Here is a 20,641-nt window from a genome sequence, read left to right on the forward strand (position 1 = left end):
CGAAAAACCGCTCCAGAACTATAACCCGGATCAGTTACCGAGCGCATCCTCAAGGAAAGCTTCAAGCTGCGCAAGATGCTTCGACATCAGGCCGGTTGCCGGAGAAGCGGCAGCCGGGCGGCCCGTGTAGCGGACGCGCTGATGCTTGGCATCGATATGCGCCAGCACCCATTCCAGATACGGATCGATGAACGACCACGCACCCATGTTCTTCGGCTCTTCCTGACACCAGACGATTTCCGCATGACGGAAACGCGACAGCTCGTTGATGAGCGCCTTGGCCGGGAACGGGTAAAGCTGTTCCACGCGCAGCAGGTAGACATCGTCGATGCCGCGCTTTTCACGCTCTTCGTAGAGATCGTAATAGACCTTGCCCGAGCAAAGCACGACACGGCGGATCTTGGCATCTTTCTGAAGCTTGATGCCTTCTTCGCCCTTGTTGTACTGCGCGTCGTCCCACAGCAGACGGTGGAACGAGGAATCGCCCGACAGTTCGCTAAGGCTGGACACGGCGCGCTTGTGGCGCAGCAGCGACTTCGGCGTCATCATGATGAGCGGCTTGCGGAAGTCGCGCTTCATCTGGCGGCGCAGAATATGGTAGTAGTTAGCCGGCGTCGTAACGTTGGCAACCTGCATATTGTCTTCAGCGCAAAGCTGGAGATAGCGTTCCAGACGGGCCGACGAATGTTCCGGACCCTGACCTTCATAGCCATGCGGCAGAAGGCAGACGAGACCGGACATACGCAGCCACTTGCGCTCGCCCGACGAGATGAACTGGTCGAACACGACCTGCGCACCGTTGGCGAAATCGCCGAACTGGGCTTCCCAGAGAACCAACGCACGCGGATCGGACAGCGAATAACCGTATTCGTAGCCGAGTACCGCTTCTTCCGAAAGCATCGAGTTGATGGCTTCGTAGATCGCCTGCCCCTTCTGGATATTGTTCAGCGGGATATAGCGGTTCTGGTTTTCCTGATCGTAGAGAACCGTGTGACGCTGCGAGAAGGTGCCGCGTTCCACGTCCTGACCGGACAGGCGGATCGGATGGCCTTCCGCAACCAGCGTGCCGAATGCCAGCGATTCAGCGGTTGCCCAATCGATGCCTTCGCCGGTTTCCATCATCTTGGCGCGGTTATCGAGGAAGCGCTGGATGGTGCGGTGGACATGGAAGTCCTGCGGCACTTCAACCAGCTTCTTGCCGATTTCCTTGAGTGTCTTGATCGGAACACCGGTCTTGCCGCGGCGCTGCTCATCGGCATTGTCCGCCGTGCGCAGACCTGCCCAGGCGCCGTCCAGCCAGTCGGCCTTGTTCGGCTTGTAGCTCTGTCCGGCTTCGAACTCGATTTCGAGCTTTTCGCGCCAGTCGGCGCGCATCTTGTCGACGTCGGCCTGGGTCAGCAGACCTTCGGCAATCAGCTTATCGCTATAGAGCTGAACCGTCGTCTTGTGCGCGCGGATTTCCTTGTACATCAACGGCTGGGTGAAGGACGGTTCGTCGCCTTCATTGTGGCCGAAGCGACGGTAGCAGAACATGTCCACGACCACCGGCTTGTGGAAGGTCATGCGGAATTCCATCGCAACCTTGGCCGCGAACACCACAGCTTCCGGATCGTCGCCATTGACGTGGAAGACCGGCGCTTCAACCATCTTCGCAACATCCGACGGATAAGGCGACGAACGCGAGAAGGCCGGATTGGTGGTGAAACCGATCTGGTTGTTGATGATGAAATGCAGCGTGCCACCGACGCGGTGCCCCTTGAGGCCCGACAGGCCGAGGCACTCGGCAACCACACCCTGACCTGCGAAAGCGGCATCGCCGTGCAGCAGCAGCGGCAGAACCTTGGCGCGTTCGGTCAGCGGAACCATGTCGTCGCGGGTGCGGCCGACAAGCAGATCCTGCTTGGCGCGGGCCTTGCCCATGACAACCGGGTTGACGATTTCAAGATGCGACGGGTTGGCGGTCAGCGACAGGTGAACCTTGTTGCCGTCAAACTCGCGGTCCGACGAAGCGCCAAGATGGTACTTCACGTCACCCGAACCTTCCACATCGTCCGGCGCGTAGGAGCCGCCCTTGAACTCGTGGAAGATGGCGCGGTGCGGCTTGCCCATGACCTGGGACAGCACGTTCAGGCGGCCACGGTGCGCCATGCCGAGCACGACTTCCTTAAGGCCCATCTGGCCGCCGCGCTTGACGATCTGTTCCAGCGCCGGGATCAGCGATTCACCGCCATCGAGGCCGAAACGCTTGGTGCCCTTGTACTTGACGTCGATGAACTGCTCGAAACCCTCTGCTTCGATGAGCTTCGACAGGATAGCCTTCTTGCCTTCCGGCGTGAAAGCGACCTTTTTATCCGGACCTTCGATGCGTTCCTGAATCCATGCCTTTTCAGCCGGATCGGAAATATGCATGAACTCGACGCCGATCGTGCCGCAATAGGTGCGCTTCAGAATGTCGAGCATTTCCGGCACGGTCGCATATTCGAGGCCGAGCACATTATCGATGAAAATCTTGCGATTGTAGTCTGCAGGCGTGAAGCCGTAAGCTTCCGGCTCCAGCTCGTTATAGTCGTTCGGCTTTTCAGCGAGACCGAGCGGATCGAGATTGGCATGCAGATGGCCGCGCATGCGATAGGCGCGGATCATCATGATGGCGCGAACGCTGTCGCGTGCAGCCTGTGCAATCTCTTCAGCGGAAAGCGCTGCGGCGGCCTTGCTGTCGCCTTTGGCAGCCTTGCCCTTCAGCTTGTCGGTGACGTGCTTTTCGACTTCGGCCCAATTACCGTCTAGAGCGGAGACGAGTTCGCCATTGGCGGCAATCGGCCAGTTTTTTCTGGTCCAGCTTGCGCCTTGCGCATTCTTCTTCACATCTTCGGCACTATCGCCCAGCTTCGCGAAGAAATCGCGCCACTGCGGATCAACCGAATTCGGATCATCCTCATACTTGGCGTACAGCTCCTCGATATAGTCGGCGTTGCCGCCATAGAGGAACGAGGTAAGGGCGAAAACGTCGTTGGCCTGTTCTTGCCTTGCCATAACCTAATCCGGAGCTTTGCTCCGTCTCCTTGTCAGTAGCTCATCTGCGCGGGCCGGAAGATACCGAAACCTTCATCCCTCACGCCGCCGGGGAGGAACCACAACAGACCCCGGCAAAACTCGTTTCTACGCGACCCGAGCGATCTGTTCCGACGCAATTGTCAAAACCACCCGGTCTATTTGTTCGACACCGAAGAATGACCGCGAATGCCTGCCATTCCCTTAAAGCCCGGTATCCGGCTTCAGTATGTTTTTGTTATGCCAAACCCGGCAGCGGCTTTCGCCGCCGCCGGGATATTCAAACTCAGTCGGTCTCAGCCCTTGAGGACTTCAACCAGCGTCTTGCCGAGCTGCGCAGGCGACGGGGAGACGCGGATGCCAGCCGATTCCATGGCTGCAATCTTGTCTTCCGCTCCGCCCTTGCCGCCGGAGATCACGGCGCCGGCATGGCCCATGGTGCGTCCTGCAGGCGCGGTGCGGCCAGCGATGAAGCCGACCATCGGCTTCTTGCGACCGCGCTTGGCTTCGTCCTTGAGGAACTGAGCCGCGTCTTCTTCAGCCGAACCGCCGATTTCGCCGATCATGACGATCGACTTGGTTTCGTCGTCGGCCAGGAACATTTCCAAGACGTCGATGAACTCGGTGCCCTTGACCGGATCGCCGCCGATACCAACAGCGGTGGTCTGGCCGAGGCCCTCGTTCGAGGTCTGGAACACAGCTTCATAGGTAAGCGTGCCGGAGCGCGATACAACACCCACCGAACCCTTCTTGAAGATATTGCCCGGCATGATGCCGATCTTGCATTCTTCAGGGGTCAGGATGCCCGGGCAGTTCGGTCCAAGCAGGCGCGACTTCGAGCGTTCCAGACGCTCCTTGACGCGAACCATGTCCATGACCGGAATGCCTTCGGTGATGCAGACGATGAACGGAATCTCAGCTTCGATGGCTTCGATGATCGCATCGGCAGCACCTGCTGGCGGAACATAGATCACGGAAGCGTCGGCGCCCGTGCGTTCCTTGGCTTCGGCAACGGTTGCGAAGATCGGGAGCTTTTCGCCCTTCGAGCCTTCCCAGGTTTCGCCACCCTTCTTCGGATGGATACCGCCGACCATCTGCGTGCCGTAATAGGCAAGCGCCTGTTCGGTGTGGAAAGTACCGGTCTTGCCGGTCAGGCCCTGTACGAGAACCTTGGTGTCCTTGTTGACGAGAATGGACATGCCTTAATTCCCCTTCACAGCAGCGACGATCTTCTGCGCCGCATCGTCGAGATCGTCAGCCGAAATAACGTTCAGGCCGCTCTCGTTGATGATCTTCTTGCCGAGTTCCACATTGGTGCCTTCAAGACGGACAACCAGCGGAACCTTCAGGCCGACTTCCTTGACCGCAGCGATCACGCCTTCGGCGATCACGTCGCACTTCATGATGCCACCGAAGATGTTGACCAGAATGCCCTGGACAGCCGGATCAGCGGTGATGATCTTGAACGCAGCCGTCACCTTCTCCTTGGAAGCGCCGCCACCAACGTCGAGGAAGTTGGCAGGTTCTGCACCGTAGAGCTTGATGATGTCCATCGTTGCCATGGCAAGGCCTGCACCGTTGACCATGCAGCCGATATTGCCATCGAGAGCGACGTAAGCGAGATCGTATTTGGAAGCTTCGATTTCTTTTTCGTCTTCTTCCGACAAATCGCGCAGTTCCTGAATGTCAGGATGACGGAACAGCGCATTGCCGTCGAACGATACCTTGGCGTCGAGAACGCGCACGCGGCCATCGGTCATGACGATCAGCGGGTTGATTTCGAGAAGGCTCATGTCCTTTTCGGTGAAGGCTTTGTAGAGGATCGGGAACAGCTTGAGGCCGTCTTCGCGAGCCTGACCTTCAAGCTTCAACGCGTCGGCGAGCTTGTTGGCGTCTTCATCCGTTACGCCCTTGGCCGGATCGATGGCGACAGTCACGATCTTTTCAGGGGTTTCTTCGGCAACGGCTTCGATGTCCATGCCGCCTTCGGTCGAAACGACGAAAGCCGGACGGCCGACGGTGCGGTCGATCAGGATCGAGAGATAAAGCTCGCGATCAATGTCGGCGCCGTCTTCGATGTAAAGGCGGTTGACCTGCTTGCCAGCAGGGCCGGTCTGCTTGGTGACGAGTGTGTTGCCCAGCATTTCCTTCGCATTGGCAACCACTTCCTCAACCGACTTGGCGAGGCGCACGCCGCCCTTGGCGTCCGGGCCGAGTTCCTTGAACTTGCCCTTGCCGCGACCGCCAGCGTGGATCTGGCTCTTGACAACGTAAAGCGGGCCAGGAAGCGTCTTTGCCCATTCTTCCGCCTGTTCGACGGAATAGACAGCCACACCATTGGCGATCGGCGCGCCGTAGGTGTGAAGCAGGCGCTTGGCCTGATATTCGTGAATATTCATCTGGTTGTCCTCTACGGATTCCCGGTTCGTCTGGCGAACCGGTACGGCCCAAATCTTCGACCAATATTGACAGCCGGAAAAGGCCGGAGCCCCATCAAAAACAGGGCATCCGGCCTTGTCTGGATATTACTTGAGCGACGGAGCGATAGCGATGCAAGCCTCGCAAAGACCGGCAACCGAAGCCACCGACTTTTCGAACTCGGCCTTTTCCTGACCGTCGAGATCGATTTCGATGATGCGTTCAACGCCATTGGCGCCGATCACGGTCGGCACGCCGACATACATGTCCTTCACGCCATACTGACCGCTCAGCTGGGCAGCGACAGGCAGAACGCGCTTCTTGTCCTTGAGATAGGATTCAGCCATCTGAATGGCCGAAGAAGCCGGAGCGTAGAAAGCCGAACCGGTCTTGAGCAGGCCGACGATTTCCGCACCGCCATCACGGGTGCGCTGGATGATCTTGTCGAGCTTTTCCTGGCTGGTCCAGCCCATCTTGACCAGATCCGGCAGCGGGATACCGGCAACGGTCGAGTAACGGGCCAGCGGAACCATGCTGTCGCCGTGGCCGCCAAGCACGAATGCGGTGACATCTTCAACCGAAACGTTGAATTCTTCCGACAGGAAGTAACGGAAACGGGCGGAGTCGAGAACGCCAGCCATGCCGACGACCTTGTGAGCCGGAAGGCCGGAGAACTTCTGCAGCGCCCAGACCATCGCATCGAGCGGGTTGGTGATGCAGATGACGAAGGCTTCAGGCGCATATTTCTTGATGCCTGCGCCGACCTGTTCCATCACCTTCAGGTTGATGCCCAGAAGATCGTCGCGGCTCATGCCAGGCTTGCGCGGCACACCGGCGGTAACGATGACAACGTCCGCGCCTTCGATGGCTGCGTAATCGTTGGCGCCGGTAAACTTCGCATCAAAACCGTCAACCGGAGAAGATTCGGCGATATCCAGTCCCTTGCCCTGCGGAGTACCTTCCGCAATGTCGAAAAGGACGACGTCGCCCAGTTCCTTCAGACCGGCGAGATGAGCGAGCGTGCCGCCAATCATACCGGAGCCGATGAGGGCAATCTTGTTGCGTGCCATGATTGTTTCTTTCCTCAAGTTTGATCCAGAAACGCATGAAGCCATCCGGTGTCCTCCCGGAAACGCTTAAGCGCTGCGAGGGTTCGATATGACTCTTTGCAAAAAAACACAACTCATTATTTTGCGACCAATGTTTTCAATCGGTTAGAATTATATGTTCTTACGTAAACGTAAGATAATTGGGCGAAATAATGGCAATTGCCCTCCTTCTCGCCCGCCACCACCATGCCGATGGTGCGATAGGCAAGCCGCCAATCCGATCGGTCATTGCCGCAGCCCGCATCCATATGCACGGTGCTACAATGCTGGAGCAGATACATCCTTCCGGGTGCACCAAGGTTGCTCCAACTATCTGAACCTGCACGCCCTCACCTCCAAAATCGCCTGCGCGTTCCGGGGCAAATGCGCTGAATTTGCGCGGGCACGATAGCCGATTGAGGATATAAGTCCAGTCTGTGGCAATCAGATGATAGGATCAGGAGATTGCTCGCCAGAGAGAGCCCGCAGAATCGGCGAGCCGTACTCTCCACCAAACCGATGCGCGAAACGCACAGGTCTCACCCGGCATTCTCCGGTATCTGCGACAGATATTCGGCGCTCTGCATTTCAAAAAGACGCGACGCGGTGCGGTCGAATTCGAACGCTTCGGTGCCGCTTTTTGCGACGTAGAGCTTCTCCGGCTGCGCTTCCGCCGTGATGAACACGCGGGCGTGGTGATCGTAAAGAACGTCCACCAGCAGGATGAAACGCTTGGCTTCATTGCGTCGCGACAGGTCGAGCATCGGCACATTGTCGATGAACAAGGTCGAATAGCGACCGACAATGGCCAGATAGTCCGTAGCGCCGAGCGGACGGCTGCACAGTTCCTCGAAACTGAAACGCGCAGCACCCGGAACAGCACGCGGCACCTCGACGTCACGCCCCTTAATGCGGATCGCGTCCGGCCTTTCTTCCATACCGTCCTTCTGCGCGGCCCAGGCGGCATCCATCCGCTTTGCCGTCTCGCCGCCGAGCGGAGCGAGATAAACCGGCTGCAAATCGAGCTTTTCCAGCCGGTAGTCGGTGCGCGAATCGAGATTGATCACATCGACATGCTTCTTGAGAATATCGACGAAGGGCAGGAACAGCTGACGGTTGAGGCCGTCGCGATAGAGATTGTCCGGCGCGACATTCGACGTAGCGATCAGCACGACCCCGCGCGCGAAAAGCGCGCTGAAGAGGCGCGACAGGATCATCGCATCGGCAATGTCTGTGACGGTGAATTCGTCGAAGCACAGCACCCAGGCCTGTGCGCTCAGCGCATCGGCGACCGGCGGGATCGGATCGTCCTGCTTGGTTTCTCCGCGCTTCAAAGCCTGACGATGCGCATTGATACGGTCATGCACATCGGCCATGAAATCGTTGAAATGCGCACGGCGTTTGCGTTCGACGGGCAGAAGCTGGAAGAACATATCCATCAGCATGGTCTTGCCGCGCCCGACCTCGCCATGGACATAAAGCCCCTTGACGATCTCCTGCGCCTGCTTGCGCTTGCCGAACAGCCAGCCCAGCGCGCTGGATTTGCGGGAAAGCCGCTTGGTGCAGATTTCCTCGATTAGCCGGTCGTAGCGGTCGGTGAGTTGCAACTGGGCGGGATCGGCCTCCACATCGCCGGATGCTACCATCGCATCATAATGCTCGCGGACGGAGGGAAACGCTTTCAGATTACCATCAAAGGACATGACAGGTTCCGTGAACCTCTAATTAAACATCGGCGGAGCAGTCCGGAGACGCCCCGCCGTGATCGATTGTTTCGGCTTTATATCAGCGAGAAAGCGACAGAGCCTGACCGCCGGTGGTCTGGCCGTCGAAACGGCCTGGACCGGACGAATAGAGCGAAGCGACCGTGCCGCCCGATCCATCGTAAAGCACAAGCTGCTTGCCGTTGACTGCCCAGGAAGCGAGGTTTGCCAGTTCGCCCGGGCAGCGCAGCGGGCCTGCGCGGAAACCCTGACCATATTTGGTCTGGGGCGTAGCAACCTTACAGCTCTGGCCGCCAAGCGAAGCGTTCCAGACGCCTGCGACCGTGCCCGGCGTCAGATCAGGCGCGGATGCGGGCGGCAGGCTTGCAACCTGCGTGTTGCCCGGCTGCATGCTGGGATTGGTCGTGGGCGCGGTCGGGAATTGCGAAGCATCCGGTGAATTGAGATTGCCCTTCTGAACGGCTCCCTGCGGCGCGGCCTGCAAGGGCGCTGGCGGAGGGGGCGGCGAAACCGGGCCGAGATCATTGTTCATCCGGGAGCTCTGGCAGCCGGCCAGTACGATGCCAGCCGCCGCCAGGCTCAGCAAACTTGCTTTCGAAATTCCCATCAGGTTCTCCATTTCGGTCGAGGTCTCGGGGAAAGAGGGCGCGAACCACGCTCTTGCGAAACCAAACATCACGACAATATTGCCGCGATAAAATGGCTATATGGTTAAAAAATCAACACTGCCGCCCGGCAATTTGAGCAGGAGGGACCATTCCGGGTTTGAAATTGCTCATATATTTGGTGACTGGGACAGGAAGGCCACAGTTTAGTATCTGCGCAGATCGAAACGGAACGGCACAATCAGCCCTATAAGCCCCTAGCAAGGTTAGCTTCATTGCTGGCACTGGCAATTTGCCGGGTTTTCCGCCATATAGACGCCAGATAACTCATTCAATGAACCGTGTCGGATGCTTCAATGCAACCGCAGGCAGAACGGAACTACAGAAACCATGGCCACCAGGGCAGCCTTCGCCAAGATGAACGGGCTCGGCAATCAGATCATCGTTGCCGATATGCGCGGTCGCGCAGACCGCATCACGCCCGACGCCGCCATTCATCTTGCCAGTGCGCGTGAAACGGCCTTCGACCAGATCATGGCCATTCATGATCCACGCACGCCGGGCACCGACAATTATATCTCCATTATCAATTGCGACGGCACGGAAGCGCAAGCTTGCGGCAACGGCACGCGCTGCGTGGTGCAGGCGCTGGCCGCCGAGACCGGCAAGCGCGCCTTCACCTTTGAAACCCGCGCCGGAATTCTGACCGCAACGGAACATGATGACGGGCTGATCACCGTCGATATGGGCAAGCCGCATTTCGAATGGCAGCAAATCCCGCTCGCCGAAGAATTCCACGACACGCGGATGATCGAATTGCAGGTCGGGCCCATCGATGCGCCCGTGCTGCATTCGCCTTCGGTTGCCTCCATGGGCAATCCGCATGCGATCTTCTGGGTGGACCGAGATGTATGGTCCTATGAATTGGAAAAGTTCGGCCCGCTTCTGGAAAACCATCCGATTTTCCCGGAACGCGCCAATATCTCGATTGCCCGCGTCACGTCGCCGGAAACAATGGATCTGCGCACCTGGGAACGTGGCGCGGGGCTGACCCGCGCCTGCGGTTCCGCCGCCTGCGCCGCCGCCGTTTCCGGCGCACGCACGCGCCGCACTGGCCGCAACGTCACGGTCAATGTTCCGGGCGGCCCGCTCAAGATCGAATGGCGCGATGATGATCACGTCATGATGACCGGTCCGGCGGAATGGGAATTTTCCGGCACATTCGACCCGGCAAGCGGCGACTGGAGCCGCGATCTTGAAGGCGGCCCGGCAACCGACAAGACTGGGGATAAGGGTGCTGCCTGATGAGTGTGGAAGTCGTAACATTCGGATGCCGTCTCAACACCTATGAATCCGAGGTGATGAAGCGCGAAGCCGACGCTGCCGGTCTTGGACAGTTGAAGGATGGCGCAATCATCTTCAACACCTGCGCCGTGACATCGGAAGCCGTGCGTCAAGCCCGTCAGGCCATCCGCAAGGCGCGGCGCGAAAATCCGGAAGCCCGCATTATCGTGACCGGCTGCGCGGCGCAGACCGAAGCCGACAATTTCGCCTCCATGGATGAAGTGGACCTCGTGCTTGGCAATGAGGAAAAGCTGAAATCCAACTCTTATCGGATGCTGCCCGATTTCGGCGTGAACCAGTTCGAGAAGGTGCGCGTCAACGACATTATGGAAGTGCGCGAAACCGCAAGCCACATGGTCGATGCCATCGAAGGCCGGGCGCGCGCTTTCGTGCAGGTCCAGAATGGCTGCGACCATCGCTGCACCTTCTGCATCATTCCCTATGGCCGCGGCAATTCCCGCTCGGTGCCGATGGGTGCTGTGGTGGAACAGGTGAAGCGCCTTGTCGGCAATGGTTATGCCGAGGTGGTGCTGACCGGCGTGGACATGACCTCCTATGGGCCGGACTTGCCGGGAAGCCTGCGTCTTGGCAAACTGGTCAAGACTGTTCTCAATCAGGTGCCGGATCTTCAGCGCCTTCGCCTCTCATCGATCGATTCCATCGAGGCGGATGACGATCTGATGGACGCCATTGCCAATGAAAAGCGGCTAATGCCACATCTGCACCTGTCCTTGCAGGCGGGTGACGACATGATCCTGAAGCGGATGAAACGCCGCCATCTGCGCGACGATTCCATCCGCTTCTGCGAAACCGTGCGTTCACTGCGGCCAGATATCGTGTTCGGTGCCGACATCATCACCGGCTTTCCGACCGAAACCGAGGACATGTTCCAGAACTCGATGAAGATCGTCGAGGAATGCGGGCTGACCCATCTGCACGTCTTCCCCTATAGCGCACGCGAAGGCACGCCTGCCGCGCGCATGCCGCAGGTGCGGCGCGAAATCGTCAAGGAGCGCGCCGCCCGGCTGCGCGCCGAGGGCGACAGGGCTTATGAGAAACATCTTGCCTCGCTCACCGGCACGACCCAGCGTCTGCTGATCGAGAAGGAAGGCATCGCCCGCACGGAAGGCTTTACGCTCGCAGCCATTAATAATGGCGCACCGGGCGAAATCATCGAGCGTGTGGTGACGGGCCACGACGGTGAGAAACTTCTCACCCGCGCCGCCTGACCATCAGCTGCATAAACTAAGGCATCGGAATCCATGGCTATCGGTTTCATCAAGAGAATGTTCTCCTTCGGCAAGAAGGAGGTCGAGGAAACGCCGGTCGATCAACCTGCGCCCGAGGCCGCAACCGAAGTCAAACCCGCGCCAGAACCTGAAGCGCCGGAAGCACCGATAGCCGAAGAACCGACGGTTCATGCCGAGCTGGAAGCGCCGGTTGCCGAACCTGTCGAAGCGCAGCCGGAAAAGCCGCAAGAGCCTGCTGCGGTCGAGGAAACTGCCGAAGAACAGCGCGAACCGGAACATCCGGTCGCGGAAATCGAAATTCCAATCGAGCAGCCACCGGTCATGGAACCGGCGGTGATCGAACCGCCGTTTATTGAGCCAGAGGCCGAACCGGAACCCGAAGCCGAGCCAGAACCGGCTCCTGAACCGGAAAAGCCCGAAGAGCCGAAGCCTGTCGAAACACCTGCTCCCGTCGAAGCGGAGCCGGTGGCGGAAATTGCACCTGCGCCTGAACCAGCGCCAGCGCCCGCCAAGCCGAAGAAGGTCAAGGTTTCCAAGGCCGTCGAGGAACAGGCGGAAGAAGCGCCTGCCGCCCCTATCGCCGAGCCGAAACTGTCGTGGTTCGAGCGTTTGCGGCGCGGCCTGTCGCGTTCGTCCTCGTCGCTCAGCGAATCCATTGGTGGCATTTTCACCAAGCGCAAGCTGGACGAAGACACGCTTCAGGATCTGGAAGACGTGCTGATCCAGGCCGACCTTGGCCTTGAGACCGCGATGCGCGTCACCGATGCGCTGGCCTCCGGGCGCTATGGCAAGGATGTTTCGAGCGATGAAGTGCGCTCGATCATGAGCACGGAAATCGAGAAAGTGCTGGGTCCCGTCGCCAGGCCGCTGGAACTCGACCTTTCGCATAAGCCGCATGTCATTCTGGTGGTCGGCGTCAACGGCACCGGCAAGACCACGACCATCGGCAAGCTCGCGGCAAAGCTGACGGCAGGTGGCCTGAAAGTCATGCTGGCGGCGGGCGACACTTTCCGCGCCGCAGCCATCGAACAACTGCATATCTGGGGAGAACGCACCGGCGCACCGGTCGTCTCGTCCAAGTTGGGCGCTGATGCGGCGGGCCTCGCCTATGACGCCTGGGAAAAAGCCCGGGACGCGGGCAGCGACGTGCTAATCATCGATACAGCCGGGCGCTTGCAGAACAAGGCCGAACTGATGGACGAACTGGCCAAGATCGTGCGCGTGCTTGGCAAGCACGACCCGGAAGCGCCGCATACGGTGTTGCAGACGCTCGACGCCACGACAGGCCAGAACGCGCTCAATCAGGTGGAAATCTTCAAAAATATCGCCGGTGTGAACGGGCTGGTCATGACCAAGCTTGACGGCACGGCGCGGGGCGGCATTCTTGTCGCCATTTCGGCCAAGCACAAGCTGCCGGTCTATTTCATCGGTGTCGGCGAAGGCGTCGATGACCTCGAACCATTTGCGGCCAATGAATTTGCCCGCGCCATTGCAGGAGTTGCCTGATGGAGCACCCCGTCTTCGAACGCGATCCGTCGCAGAAGAGCGAAGCCGAGCGCAAGGAAGTGCCACCACTGCTCAAGCTGGTGCTGGAGCTGGGGCCGCTTCTGGTATTCTTCTTCGCCAATGCGCGCGGCGAAACGCTGATCGAACGTTTTCCCGTGCTCGCTTCCATCGGCGAGCCGATCTTTCTGGCCACCGCCCTGTTCATGGTCGCGACGGTGATCGCGCTCACCATTTCATGGGCCATGACGCGCACCCTGCCCATCATGCCGCTCATTTCCGGCATTGTGGTTCTGGTGTTTGGCGCGCTGACGCTCTGGCTGCACAACGACACCTTCATCAAGATGAAGCCGACTATCGTGAACACGCTGTTCGGCGCGATCCTTCTGGGCGGCCTGTTCTTCGGCAAGTCGCTTCTGGGCTATGTGTTCGATTCGGCCTTCCGGCTCGATGCCGAGGGCTGGAAAAAGCTCACCTTCCGCTGGGGCCTGTTCTTCATCTTTCTGGCGGTAGCCAATGAAGTCGTGTGGCGCAATTTTTCCACCGATGCGTGGGTTTCGTTCAAGGTCTGGGCCATCATGCCCATCACCATCATCTTCACGCTTTTACAAATGCCGCTTATCCAGAAGCATTCATTGACAGAGGACAATAAGCCCGCATCATAGTCATATGAACAGCGGGAATTGAGGGAATCGCGGCATGGTCGAAATCGCACACAAGCTTGAGATCGAACAGTTCATCTGCCGCAGCGACAATTATGGCGTGTTGATCCACGATCCCGTCAGCGCGCTGACGGCGGCCATCGATGCGCCCGACGCCTATGCCATCGAAGCAGCGCTGGAACGGCGCGGCTGGACGCTTGATTTCATCTTCACCACGCATCATCATCTCGACCATGTCGAAGGCAATGCCGCACTGAAAAAGAAGTTTGGCCTCAGCATCATCGGCCCCAAGGATGAAGAGAGCAAAATCCCCGGCATCGACCGCACGGTCCACGACGGCGACGAATTCACCTTCGGGCTTTTCAAGGTCAGGGTCCTATCCACGCCCGGCCATACGGCTGGCGAAATTTCCTATTACATCCCCGACGCCCAAGTGGTCTTCAGCGGCGATACACTGTTTGCGCTTGGCTGCGGGCGGCTTTTCGAGGGGACGCCAGCGACGATGTTCCGCTCGCTGCAAAAGCTCGTTGCTTTGCCCGGCGATACCGCCGTCTATTGCGGCCACGAATATACCGAAAGCAATGCGCGCTTCGCGCTGAGCATCGACCCGGATAATTCCGCGCTGAAAGAACGGGCGCTGGAGATCGGGCGACTGCGCACTGCCGACAAGATGACCTTGCCGTCGAGCATCAGCCTCGAAATGGCCACCAATCCGTTCCTGCGCTGGCATGACAGCCGCATTCGTGCCCGCCTTGGCATGCAGGATGCGCCCGACGAAGCCGTGTTTGCAGAGATCCGCAAGCGCAAAGACCTGTTTTAGAGCCGTCGCCCGTGGCGACTGCTCTATATAATTGTTTCACGCATAATCTTGTCCGAAAAGTCTGCAACGTTTCGGGATTATGCTTTTAGGATAAGACGACGATGACCCTTTCCCGCTTCAAAAGCCTGAACCGCGCCGCTCTTATTGGCCTGTCGCTTGTTGTCCTGCCTGCTTCTGCCGGAATGGCTTATGCGGAAGACATCCTGTCGATCGCCACGCCGCCGGAAACGCCGGCTGAAATTAACAATTTCAAGCTGACGGAAGATCTTCTGACGCGCATGGAGAAGGTCCATGCCGAGCTTGAGAAGATGCAGCTGTCTCCGACTGCGGAAGAAGGGCTGGATGCACAGCCTTCGATGGATTCCATGGTGAAGAGCATCGAATCGCGCCCGCAGGTCGTGGAACTGATGAAGGCGCAGAACATCACGCCACGCGATTATCTGCTCGCCTATTTCGCCATGATGAGCGCCCTTGCCGCCGTCGATGCGGAAGAAGAAGACCAGCTCGTCGACGAGGTGAAGGGGATCAATCCCGAACACGTCGCCTTCGGCAAGCAATATGGCGACCGCATCCGCGAACTGATCGGGGAATAGTCTCGTCCCTCCCCCCAGCGCCTCATCATTCTCACCCAGCGCCTCCGCCCCTCATCCTGAGGAGCCGTCGAAGACGGCGTCTCGAAGGATCAGGCACCGAGCTATTTCCCGTTGCCCTTCGAGACGGTGCTGCGCACCTCCTCAGGATGAGGGGGCCGGAGAGGCCGTCAGGCTTTTTGCCTCAACAGCCGCAGCGCATTCATCGTCACCAGCACGGTCGCGCCGGTATCGGCCAGAATGGCGGGCCACAGCCCGGTAATGCCCAGCACGGTCGTCACGAGGAAGACAGCCTTCAGCCCAAGCGAAATGGCGATATTCTGATGAATATTGCGCATGGTTCGCTTCGACAGATCGACCATCGCCACCACATCGCCGACCCGGCCATGCAGCACGGCGGCGTCCGCGGTTTCAAGCGCCACATCCGTACCGCCACCCATGGCGATGCCCACATCGGCGGCAGCAAGTGCGGGCGCATCGTTGATACCATCACCGACCTTGGCGACGATCTGCCCCTCACCCCGCAATTCGCCGACAATGCGCTGCTTGTCCTCGGGCAGCAGTTCGGCGCGCACCTCAATACCGAGGTCGCGCCCGATAGCTTCTGCCGTGCGGCGGTTATCGCCCGTCAGCATCACCGTGCGGATACCGGCATCTTTCAGTGCCTTGAGCCCGGCAACAGCGTCTGCGCGCGGTTCGTCACGCATGGCGATTGCACCGGCAATCCTGCCACCGGCGACCAGCACCGAAACCGTCTTGCCTTCATCGTTGCAGGCAGCGATCCGGGTAGCCAGTGCCTCGGGGATAGCCGACACATCGTTTGCCGCCTTGCGAGACCCGAGGAACAGTTCGGTGCCGTCCGCAGTACCGGACACGCCCTTGCCACCATGAGCTTTGCCTTTCGCGACCGCAGAAAGCTTCAGCCCGCGCTCTTCCGCCGCCGACACGATGGCCAGCGCCAGCGGATGGCTTGAACCTGCATCGAGCGATGCAGCAAGGCGCAGCACCTCATCCTCCGGCAGAGCACCGGCAAGCACGTCCGTAACCTTCGGTTTGCCCTCGGTCAGCGTGCCGGTCTTGTCGAAACAGGCGGTCGTGATCTTGCCGATGGTTTCAAGCACGGCGCCGCCCTTCATGAGAAGGCCGCGCCGGGCGCCCGACGACAGGGCCGCAGCGATTGCAGCCGGTGTGGAAATGACCAGCGCGCAAGGGCAGCCAATCAGCAGGATCGCAAGGCCCTTATAGATCCACTCGTCCCATGCGCCCCCCGCGACCAGCGGCGGGAGAATGGCCACGAGTGCGGCAACGACCACCACGCCGGGCGTGTACCAGGTCGAGAAGCGATTGATGAAACGCTCGGTCGGAGCCTTGGCCTCCTGCGCTTCCTCCACCAGCCGCACGACGCGCGCGATGGTGTTGTCCTGTGCGGCAGCCGTCACCTTCACACGCAGCAGACCATCGCCATTGATCGTTCCGGCAAAGACAGTGTCGCCTGCGGTCTTGCCGACCGGCGTGCTTTCGCCGGTGACTGGCGCTTCATCGATAGCGCTTTCACCGGACAGGATTTCACCATCTGCTGGCATACGGTCGCCCGGGCGCACGGAAATGACATCGCCCACGCCAAGGCTGTCGGCAGCAACTTCCGTGGTCGCGCCATTGCGTTCCAGAAAGGCCGTCTTCGGCACAAGGGCGGTCAGCGATTGGATGCTGGCCCGGGCCTTGCCCGCCGCAACGCCTTCCAGCAATTCGCCGACGAGGAAAAGGAACACGACTGCCGCCGCTTCCTCTGTCGCGCCAATGAACACCGCGCCAATGGCGGCAATCGTCATCAGCATTTCGATGGAGAACGGCGTGCCGTTGATCGCAGCCATATAAGCGCGTCTCGCAATCGGCACGAGACCGATCAGCATCGCCGCTGTAAAGGCCCAGAGCGAGATCGGCGGATAAAGATGACCGATCACATAGGCCACCACCAGGCCGCCGCCGCTGATGAGCATCGTGCGGCCTTTGTCCGTCCGCCACCATGACAGGGGCTTGGACGGTGCGCTGGCCTTGGGCGCCACTGCGGATGGCGGTGTGGCGAGGGCGGTTTTATAACCAAGCCCCGTCACCTTTCCGGCAATCTCGTCACTGTTTGCAGAGCCATCATGATTGACAGTCATGGTTCCGTTGGTCACGGAAACCGACACATCGCTGACGCCTGCAACGCGGCGCACCGCCGTGTCGATCTTCGCGGCGCAGGACGCGCAATCCATGCCCGACACCTGGAAACGGAAGCTGTTGGCCGATGCCGGTATGGCTGCCGGTTCATCCTCATGATCGTGGTCATGCCCAAAATGATCATGGTCGTGATCGTGAGTGTGCCCCGAATGGTCATCGCCGTGGTCATGATCATGGTCGTGACCAGCGCAATTTCCGTGATCATGGTCGTGCGCATGCGCGTCAGGCTTGGGCGCATCGGCGCGCTTTTCGGCGGCCAGCCGTTCTGTGCGATAGCCGAGGCTGCGCACTTTCTTTTCTATATTTTCGGGTTTGCTGCTGCCGTCATGTAGCACGGTCATCGTGCCTGCGGTGACCGAAACGGAGACGTCCTCCACGCCCGACACGCGGCGGACAGCGGTATCAATCTTGGTCGCGCAGGACGCGCAATCCATGCCGTCCACGCGAAAACGAATCTGGTTTATTGCCTTATTCATGACCTGCCCTTCCAGAGCACTCTTGAATTGTACTGAACAAGGTCTACATCCTCTAGTGACTAGAGGAGCAAGAGAAAAATGACAAACAACCTTCCCATTGGTGAGGCCTCCAAGGCCAGCGGCGTCAAAGTGCCCACCATCCGCTATTATGAGCAGATTGGTTTGCTGCCGGTGCCGCCGCGCACGGAGGGAAATCGCCGCCTCTATGACAAGAGCGATGTTCAGCGGCTTTTGTTCATCCGCCACGCGCGCGATCTGGGTTTCGAGGTGGATTCCATCCGCACATTGCTCGAATTGCAGGATAATCCCGATCAGTCATGCGCCATGGCCGATGCCATCGCCCGCGCCCGGCTTGTTGAGATCGAACACCGCATCACCAAGCTTCTCTCTCTGAAGACGGAACTGCAACGCATGCTGGAATGCACCGCCCATGGCCGTATCGACCAATGCCGGGTGATCGAAATTCTGGGCAATCACGACGAATGCCTGCACCCCGCGCACTGATTGCGCGGTGTTGTTTTAATTCACCTTCTCGAAGCGCGTGGCGGTAATTTTCAGCGTGCCGATCTGGGTGCCTATCCGCGCGACCACCGGCGCATAAATGCCCGAATCGCCCAGCGAAGCGAAGGACACGCTGATCCGGCTTTTATTGCTCAGATAGTCGATCGACTTCTTGCCTTTCTGATAGCCGGAAATCGGAATGAACTTGGCCGAGCAGATCACCGACTCGCCGGTAAAGCCATCGGCGGTGAACGATTCGGTGCCGTTGAAGGAAAGCTTGATATCGGCGCGCGTCTGCCCGTCAAACACGCTCAGCGTGCGATTGCAGACTGAACGCGGATCGGTAGCGGGGATCATCAGGGCGCTCAGCGGATCACTGACATTGAGCAGATCCTGCGGCACTGTCTCCACCCATGGATCGCGCTTCTTCACCGGCGGCTGGTTTTCCGAAGCCACCACATTGCCATTGGCAAAACGTATCGTCGTGCGCTTGTTCTTCCGCCCGTGCTTGTAATTGAGATCGAAACCGCTCGGAACAACCCGCCCGTTGACCGCATTGCCAGTCACGGTCACCGTACCTTTGGTATCATCGAAAACGCGCGCAAGGCCGGACGTTTTGAAATTGCCGTTCAGATCATATCTGGAGCCGCTGACCGTCGTTTCGGTTGCCGCGCGTGCAATGGAAAGGCCGAAAATCGAAATCGCATATTCGGTTCTGTAGAGATCGTTCGCCTGTGCTACTCCCGTGGTCAGCGCGAAACCTGCACATGACAAGAGAACAAGCTCTTTCAGCCGGTTCGCTACGGGTTTCGATAAGAATGGCGGCTCGATCATATTCGGCGTTCCTTTCTGCGTCCCGGCCCGGAAAGAGGACCTATGGTTTTCAACCACATTGAGCTGTCAAAAAGTTGCGAGAGATTCTTCGATACAGTATCTGTGTAAGCCAAGCAAAACCGGCGAAGTTATGATCGCAGCGTTTCGTGAAGACGATGCGAATGCCGTAAAACCGCGCTGTGACGGCATCGCGGCGGAATCTCACTTGACTGCAAGCGCTCCTGTCACTATAGAAACGCGACTTTCCCAATAGGCCGCCTGTCCGAAACCGCGCGCCAGCAGCATTAAATTGCTTTGAATGCTTGAATTCGGACATTCTGGTCGGGGCCTGAGCAATTCCAGCAAAAATGCAAAGCAGTTTGCTCAAGGATTGCGAGGAAACGGAACGAGGGACCTTTTCGCTTTTCGAAGAAAACGAAAAGGGCCGGAAACAAAATTGAAGGTGAGACCAAAATGTCCCGCGCTTGTGAATTGACCGGCAAGTCGGTCCAGTACGGCAACAATGTCAGCCACGCGAACAACAAGACGCGTCGCCGCTTTCTGCCGAACCTCTGCAATGTTACGCTGATCTCTGAAGCACTCGGCCAGAGCTATCGTCTGCGCGTTTCTGCCAACGCCCTGCGTTCGGTTGAACATCGCGGCGGCCTCGACGCTTTCCTCGTCAAGTCTGACGACAAGGAACTGTCGCAGCGCGCTCGTCTTCTGAAGCGCCAGATCGCTAAGAAGCAGGCTGAAGCTGTTGCTGCCTAAGCAATAATCCTGAAAACCCGCATGGTTTGTGGGCTTTTTTAAAAAGGATTATGCTTCGGACAGAGACCCAGTCTTGAAGATTTGACAAAAAAGGCTGACAGTTTGTCGGCCTTTTTTGCTGGTTCCATCACCCAGGATAAAAAAATGCCTACTGAGAATCCTGCATTATCCCGGCTTTTGCCGGCTGTATTGGCCATGTGCGTGGCGGTTGCCGCGTCGAATATTCTGGTCCAGTATCCTTTCCAGCATTTCGGCCTCGGCGAAGTGCTGACCTATGGCGCCTTTACCTATCCGGTCGCATTTCTGGTCAATGATCTGACGAATCGCCGCTTCGGCCCCGCCGCAGCGCGCAAGGTTGTCTATGCCGGTTTTGTGCTCGGCGTCGTGATGTCGATCTGGCTGGCCACGCCCCGCATCGCCATCGCCTCAGGCACCGCCTTTCTGCTGGCCCAGCTGATGGATATCACCGTTTTCGACCGCCTGCGCCGCAAGACCTGGTGGAAAGCACCCTTCGCAGCCGCCATGTTCGGCTCGGTGCTGGACACGATCCTGTTCTTCTCGATCGCTTTTGCGGCGGGCTTTGCATGGATCGACAGGCTGACCGGCATGCCTGATTCGTCACTGACGGAACCAGCCTCGTTCCTCGGCCTGGGCGTCCCGCTCTGGGCGTCGCTCGCCTTCGGTGATTTCTTCGTGAAGGTCATCATGGGAACGCTGATGCTGATTCCCTATGGCGCAATCCTCGCCATATTCGCCCCAACGCTTTATGCAGCCGGTCGCGCGACCGCAGAATAAGGCGAGAAAA

General features: G+C 58.9%; 18 protein-coding genes. 10 read left to right on the forward strand and 8 right to left on the reverse strand.

The annotated features are described in order from the left end of the window. Nucleotides 1–30 precede the first annotated feature (30 nt). The 4 genes from D8666_RS06020 to mdh form a co-directional block, all read right to left on the reverse strand. On the reverse strand, nucleotides 31–3,033 hold the full coding sequence (locus D8666_RS06020) for a 2-oxoglutarate dehydrogenase E1 component (protein ID WP_109369969.1): 3,003 nt from the start codon (nucleotides 3,031–3,033) through the stop codon (nucleotides 31–33). A 314-nt stretch (nucleotides 3,034–3,347) separates the two neighbouring features. After that, entirely contained in the window at nucleotides 3,348–4,250 is a 903-nt protein-coding gene (gene sucD / locus D8666_RS06025; RefSeq protein ID WP_104755057.1) for a succinate--CoA ligase subunit alpha, read from the reverse strand. 3 nt (nucleotides 4,251–4,253) lie between these two features. Next, nucleotides 4,254–5,450 carry an ADP-forming succinate--CoA ligase subunit beta gene (gene sucC / locus D8666_RS06030; protein ID WP_109369970.1) on the reverse strand — a complete coding sequence of 399 codons (1,197 nt, stop codon included), beginning with the start codon at nucleotides 5,448–5,450 and terminating at the stop codon, nucleotides 4,254–4,256. Nucleotides 5,451–5,576: 126 nt separating this feature from the next. Next, nucleotides 5,577–6,539 carry a malate dehydrogenase gene (gene mdh, locus D8666_RS06035; RefSeq protein WP_109369971.1) on the reverse strand — a complete coding sequence of 321 codons (963 nt, stop codon included), beginning with the start codon at nucleotides 6,537–6,539 and terminating at the stop codon, nucleotides 5,577–5,579. Nucleotides 6,540–6,730: 191 nt separating this feature from the next. Here mdh and D8666_RS24170 point away from each other — a divergent pair, with 191 nt between their 5' ends. Continuing rightward, a complete protein-coding gene (locus D8666_RS24170) occupies nucleotides 6,731–6,895 on the forward strand; it encodes a hypothetical protein (RefSeq protein WP_167836047.1) in 165 nt (54 codons plus the stop codon). A gap of 201 nt (nucleotides 6,896–7,096) precedes the next feature. On the opposite strand, the gene zapE is transcribed toward D8666_RS24170, so the two are convergent. Continuing rightward, nucleotides 7,097–8,260 (reverse strand): cell division protein ZapE, encoded by a 1,164-nt coding sequence (gene zapE / locus D8666_RS06045; protein ID WP_109369973.1) that lies wholly within the window; start codon nucleotides 8,258–8,260, stop codon nucleotides 7,097–7,099. 82 nt (nucleotides 8,261–8,342) lie between these two features. Further along, the gene (locus D8666_RS06050) at nucleotides 8,343–8,888 is read right to left on the reverse strand and encodes a protease inhibitor Inh/omp19 family protein (protein ID WP_121536802.1); all 546 of its coding nucleotides are present in this window, start codon (nucleotides 8,886–8,888) and stop codon (nucleotides 8,343–8,345) included. A gap of 388 nt (nucleotides 8,889–9,276) precedes the next feature. Here D8666_RS06050 and dapF point away from each other — a divergent pair, with 388 nt between their 5' ends. From dapF to D8666_RS06080, 6 genes are all read left to right on the forward strand, one after another. After that, nucleotides 9,277–10,191, forward strand: coding sequence for a diaminopimelate epimerase (dapF, locus tag D8666_RS06055; protein ID WP_121536804.1), 915 nt, complete (start codon nucleotides 9,277–9,279; stop codon nucleotides 10,189–10,191). Then, complete coding sequence (mtaB, locus tag D8666_RS06060) at nucleotides 10,191–11,459, forward strand: tRNA (N(6)-L-threonylcarbamoyladenosine(37)-C(2))-methylthiotransferase MtaB (protein ID WP_121536806.1); 1,269 nt, start codon at nucleotides 10,191–10,193, stop codon at nucleotides 11,457–11,459. The genes dapF and mtaB overlap by 1 nt, the downstream gene beginning before the upstream one ends. A 33-nt stretch (nucleotides 11,460–11,492) precedes the next feature. After that, nucleotides 11,493–12,986: a signal recognition particle-docking protein FtsY gene (gene ftsY, locus D8666_RS06065; protein WP_121536808.1), complete on the forward strand. Its 1,494-nt coding sequence runs from the start codon at nucleotides 11,493–11,495 to the stop codon at nucleotides 12,984–12,986. Beyond that, nucleotides 12,986–13,648 carry a septation protein A gene (locus D8666_RS06070; RefSeq protein WP_121536810.1) on the forward strand — a complete coding sequence of 221 codons (663 nt, stop codon included), beginning with the start codon at nucleotides 12,986–12,988 and terminating at the stop codon, nucleotides 13,646–13,648. Before ftsY ends, D8666_RS06070 begins: the two co-directional genes overlap by 1 nt. A gap of 34 nt (nucleotides 13,649–13,682) precedes the next feature. Beyond that, on the forward strand, nucleotides 13,683–14,465 hold the full coding sequence (gene gloB / locus D8666_RS06075; RefSeq protein ID WP_121536812.1) for a hydroxyacylglutathione hydrolase: 783 nt from the start codon (nucleotides 13,683–13,685) through the stop codon (nucleotides 14,463–14,465). 101 nt (nucleotides 14,466–14,566) lie between these two features. Then, a complete protein-coding gene (locus D8666_RS06080; protein ID WP_121536814.1) occupies nucleotides 14,567–15,058 on the forward strand; it encodes a hypothetical protein in 492 nt (163 codons plus the stop codon). A gap of 167 nt (nucleotides 15,059–15,225) precedes the next feature. Here D8666_RS06080 and D8666_RS06085 read toward each other — a convergent pair whose 3' ends face one another. Continuing rightward, nucleotides 15,226–17,751, reverse strand: coding sequence for a heavy metal translocating P-type ATPase (locus D8666_RS06085; RefSeq protein ID WP_121536816.1), 2,526 nt, complete (start codon nucleotides 17,749–17,751; stop codon nucleotides 15,226–15,228). 78 nt (nucleotides 17,752–17,829) lie between these two features. On the opposite strand from D8666_RS06085, the gene D8666_RS06090 reads away from it, so the two are divergent. Then, nucleotides 17,830–18,255: a MerR family transcriptional regulator gene (locus D8666_RS06090; RefSeq protein ID WP_109369982.1), complete on the forward strand. Its 426-nt coding sequence runs from the start codon at nucleotides 17,830–17,832 to the stop codon at nucleotides 18,253–18,255. Between the two features lie 15 nt (nucleotides 18,256–18,270). Here D8666_RS06090 and D8666_RS06095 read toward each other — a convergent pair whose 3' ends face one another. Next, entirely contained in the window at nucleotides 18,271–19,086 is an 816-nt protein-coding gene (locus tag D8666_RS06095) for a DUF3108 domain-containing protein (protein ID WP_121536818.1), read from the reverse strand. A 453-nt stretch (nucleotides 19,087–19,539) separates the two neighbouring features. On the opposite strand from D8666_RS06095, the gene rpmB reads away from it, so the two are divergent. Both rpmB and D8666_RS06105 read left to right on the forward strand, forming a co-directional pair. Further along, nucleotides 19,540–19,836, forward strand: a complete 297-nt coding sequence (gene rpmB, locus D8666_RS06100; RefSeq protein WP_078337585.1) for a 50S ribosomal protein L28 — start codon at nucleotides 19,540–19,542, stop codon at nucleotides 19,834–19,836. 144 nt (nucleotides 19,837–19,980) lie between these two features. Beyond that, on the forward strand, nucleotides 19,981–20,631 hold the full coding sequence (locus D8666_RS06105) for a queuosine precursor transporter (RefSeq protein ID WP_121537419.1): 651 nt from the start codon (nucleotides 19,981–19,983) through the stop codon (nucleotides 20,629–20,631). Nucleotides 20,632–20,641: the final 10 nt, after the last annotated feature.

Source organism: Ochrobactrum soli (assembly GCF_003664555.1).
GTDB lineage: Bacteria > Pseudomonadota > Alphaproteobacteria > Rhizobiales > Rhizobiaceae > Brucella > Brucella teleogrylli.

Excerpts from the sequence above, each read along its gene's own strand:
- sucD (WP_104755057.1), bottom strand. The coding sequence starts at position 4,250 with ATGTCCATTCTCGTCAACAAGGACACCAAGGTTCTCGTACAGGGCCTG.
- D8666_RS06020 (WP_109369969.1), bottom strand. The coding sequence starts at position 3,033 with ATGGCAAGGCAAGAACAGGCCAACGACGTTTTCGCCCTTACCTCGTTC.
- ftsY (WP_121536808.1), top strand. The coding sequence starts at position 11,493 with ATGGCTATCGGTTTCATCAAGAGAATGTTCTCCTTCGGCAAGAAGGAG.
- dapF (WP_121536804.1), top strand. The coding sequence starts at position 9,277 with ATGGCCACCAGGGCAGCCTTCGCCAAGATGAACGGGCTCGGCAATCAG.
- D8666_RS06050 (WP_121536802.1), bottom strand. The coding sequence starts at position 8,888 with ATGGGAATTTCGAAAGCAAGTTTGCTGAGCCTGGCGGCGGCTGGCATC.
- mdh (WP_109369971.1), bottom strand. The coding sequence starts at position 6,539 with ATGGCACGCAACAAGATTGCCCTCATCGGCTCCGGTATGATTGGCGGC.
- zapE (WP_109369973.1), bottom strand. The coding sequence starts at position 8,260 with ATGTCCTTTGATGGTAATCTGAAAGCGTTTCCCTCCGTCCGCGAGCAT.
- D8666_RS06070 (WP_121536810.1), top strand. The coding sequence starts at position 12,986 with ATGGAGCACCCCGTCTTCGAACGCGATCCGTCGCAGAAGAGCGAAGCC.
- D8666_RS24170 (WP_167836047.1), top strand. The coding sequence starts at position 6,731 with ATGGCAATTGCCCTCCTTCTCGCCCGCCACCACCATGCCGATGGTGCG.
- rpmB (WP_078337585.1), top strand. The coding sequence starts at position 19,540 with ATGTCCCGCGCTTGTGAATTGACCGGCAAGTCGGTCCAGTACGGCAAC.
- D8666_RS06095 (WP_121536818.1), bottom strand. The coding sequence starts at position 19,086 with ATGATCGAGCCGCCATTCTTATCGAAACCCGTAGCGAACCGGCTGAAA.
- D8666_RS06090 (WP_109369982.1), top strand. The coding sequence starts at position 17,830 with ATGACAAACAACCTTCCCATTGGTGAGGCCTCCAAGGCCAGCGGCGTC.
- gloB (WP_121536812.1), top strand. The coding sequence starts at position 13,683 with ATGGTCGAAATCGCACACAAGCTTGAGATCGAACAGTTCATCTGCCGC.
- D8666_RS06085 (WP_121536816.1), bottom strand. The coding sequence starts at position 17,751 with ATGAATAAGGCAATAAACCAGATTCGTTTTCGCGTGGACGGCATGGAT.
- mtaB (WP_121536806.1), top strand. The coding sequence starts at position 10,191 with ATGAGTGTGGAAGTCGTAACATTCGGATGCCGTCTCAACACCTATGAA.
- D8666_RS06080 (WP_121536814.1), top strand. The coding sequence starts at position 14,567 with ATGACCCTTTCCCGCTTCAAAAGCCTGAACCGCGCCGCTCTTATTGGC.
- sucC (WP_109369970.1), bottom strand. The coding sequence starts at position 5,450 with ATGAATATTCACGAATATCAGGCCAAGCGCCTGCTTCACACCTACGGC.
- D8666_RS06105 (WP_121537419.1), top strand. The coding sequence starts at position 19,981 with ATGCCTACTGAGAATCCTGCATTATCCCGGCTTTTGCCGGCTGTATTG.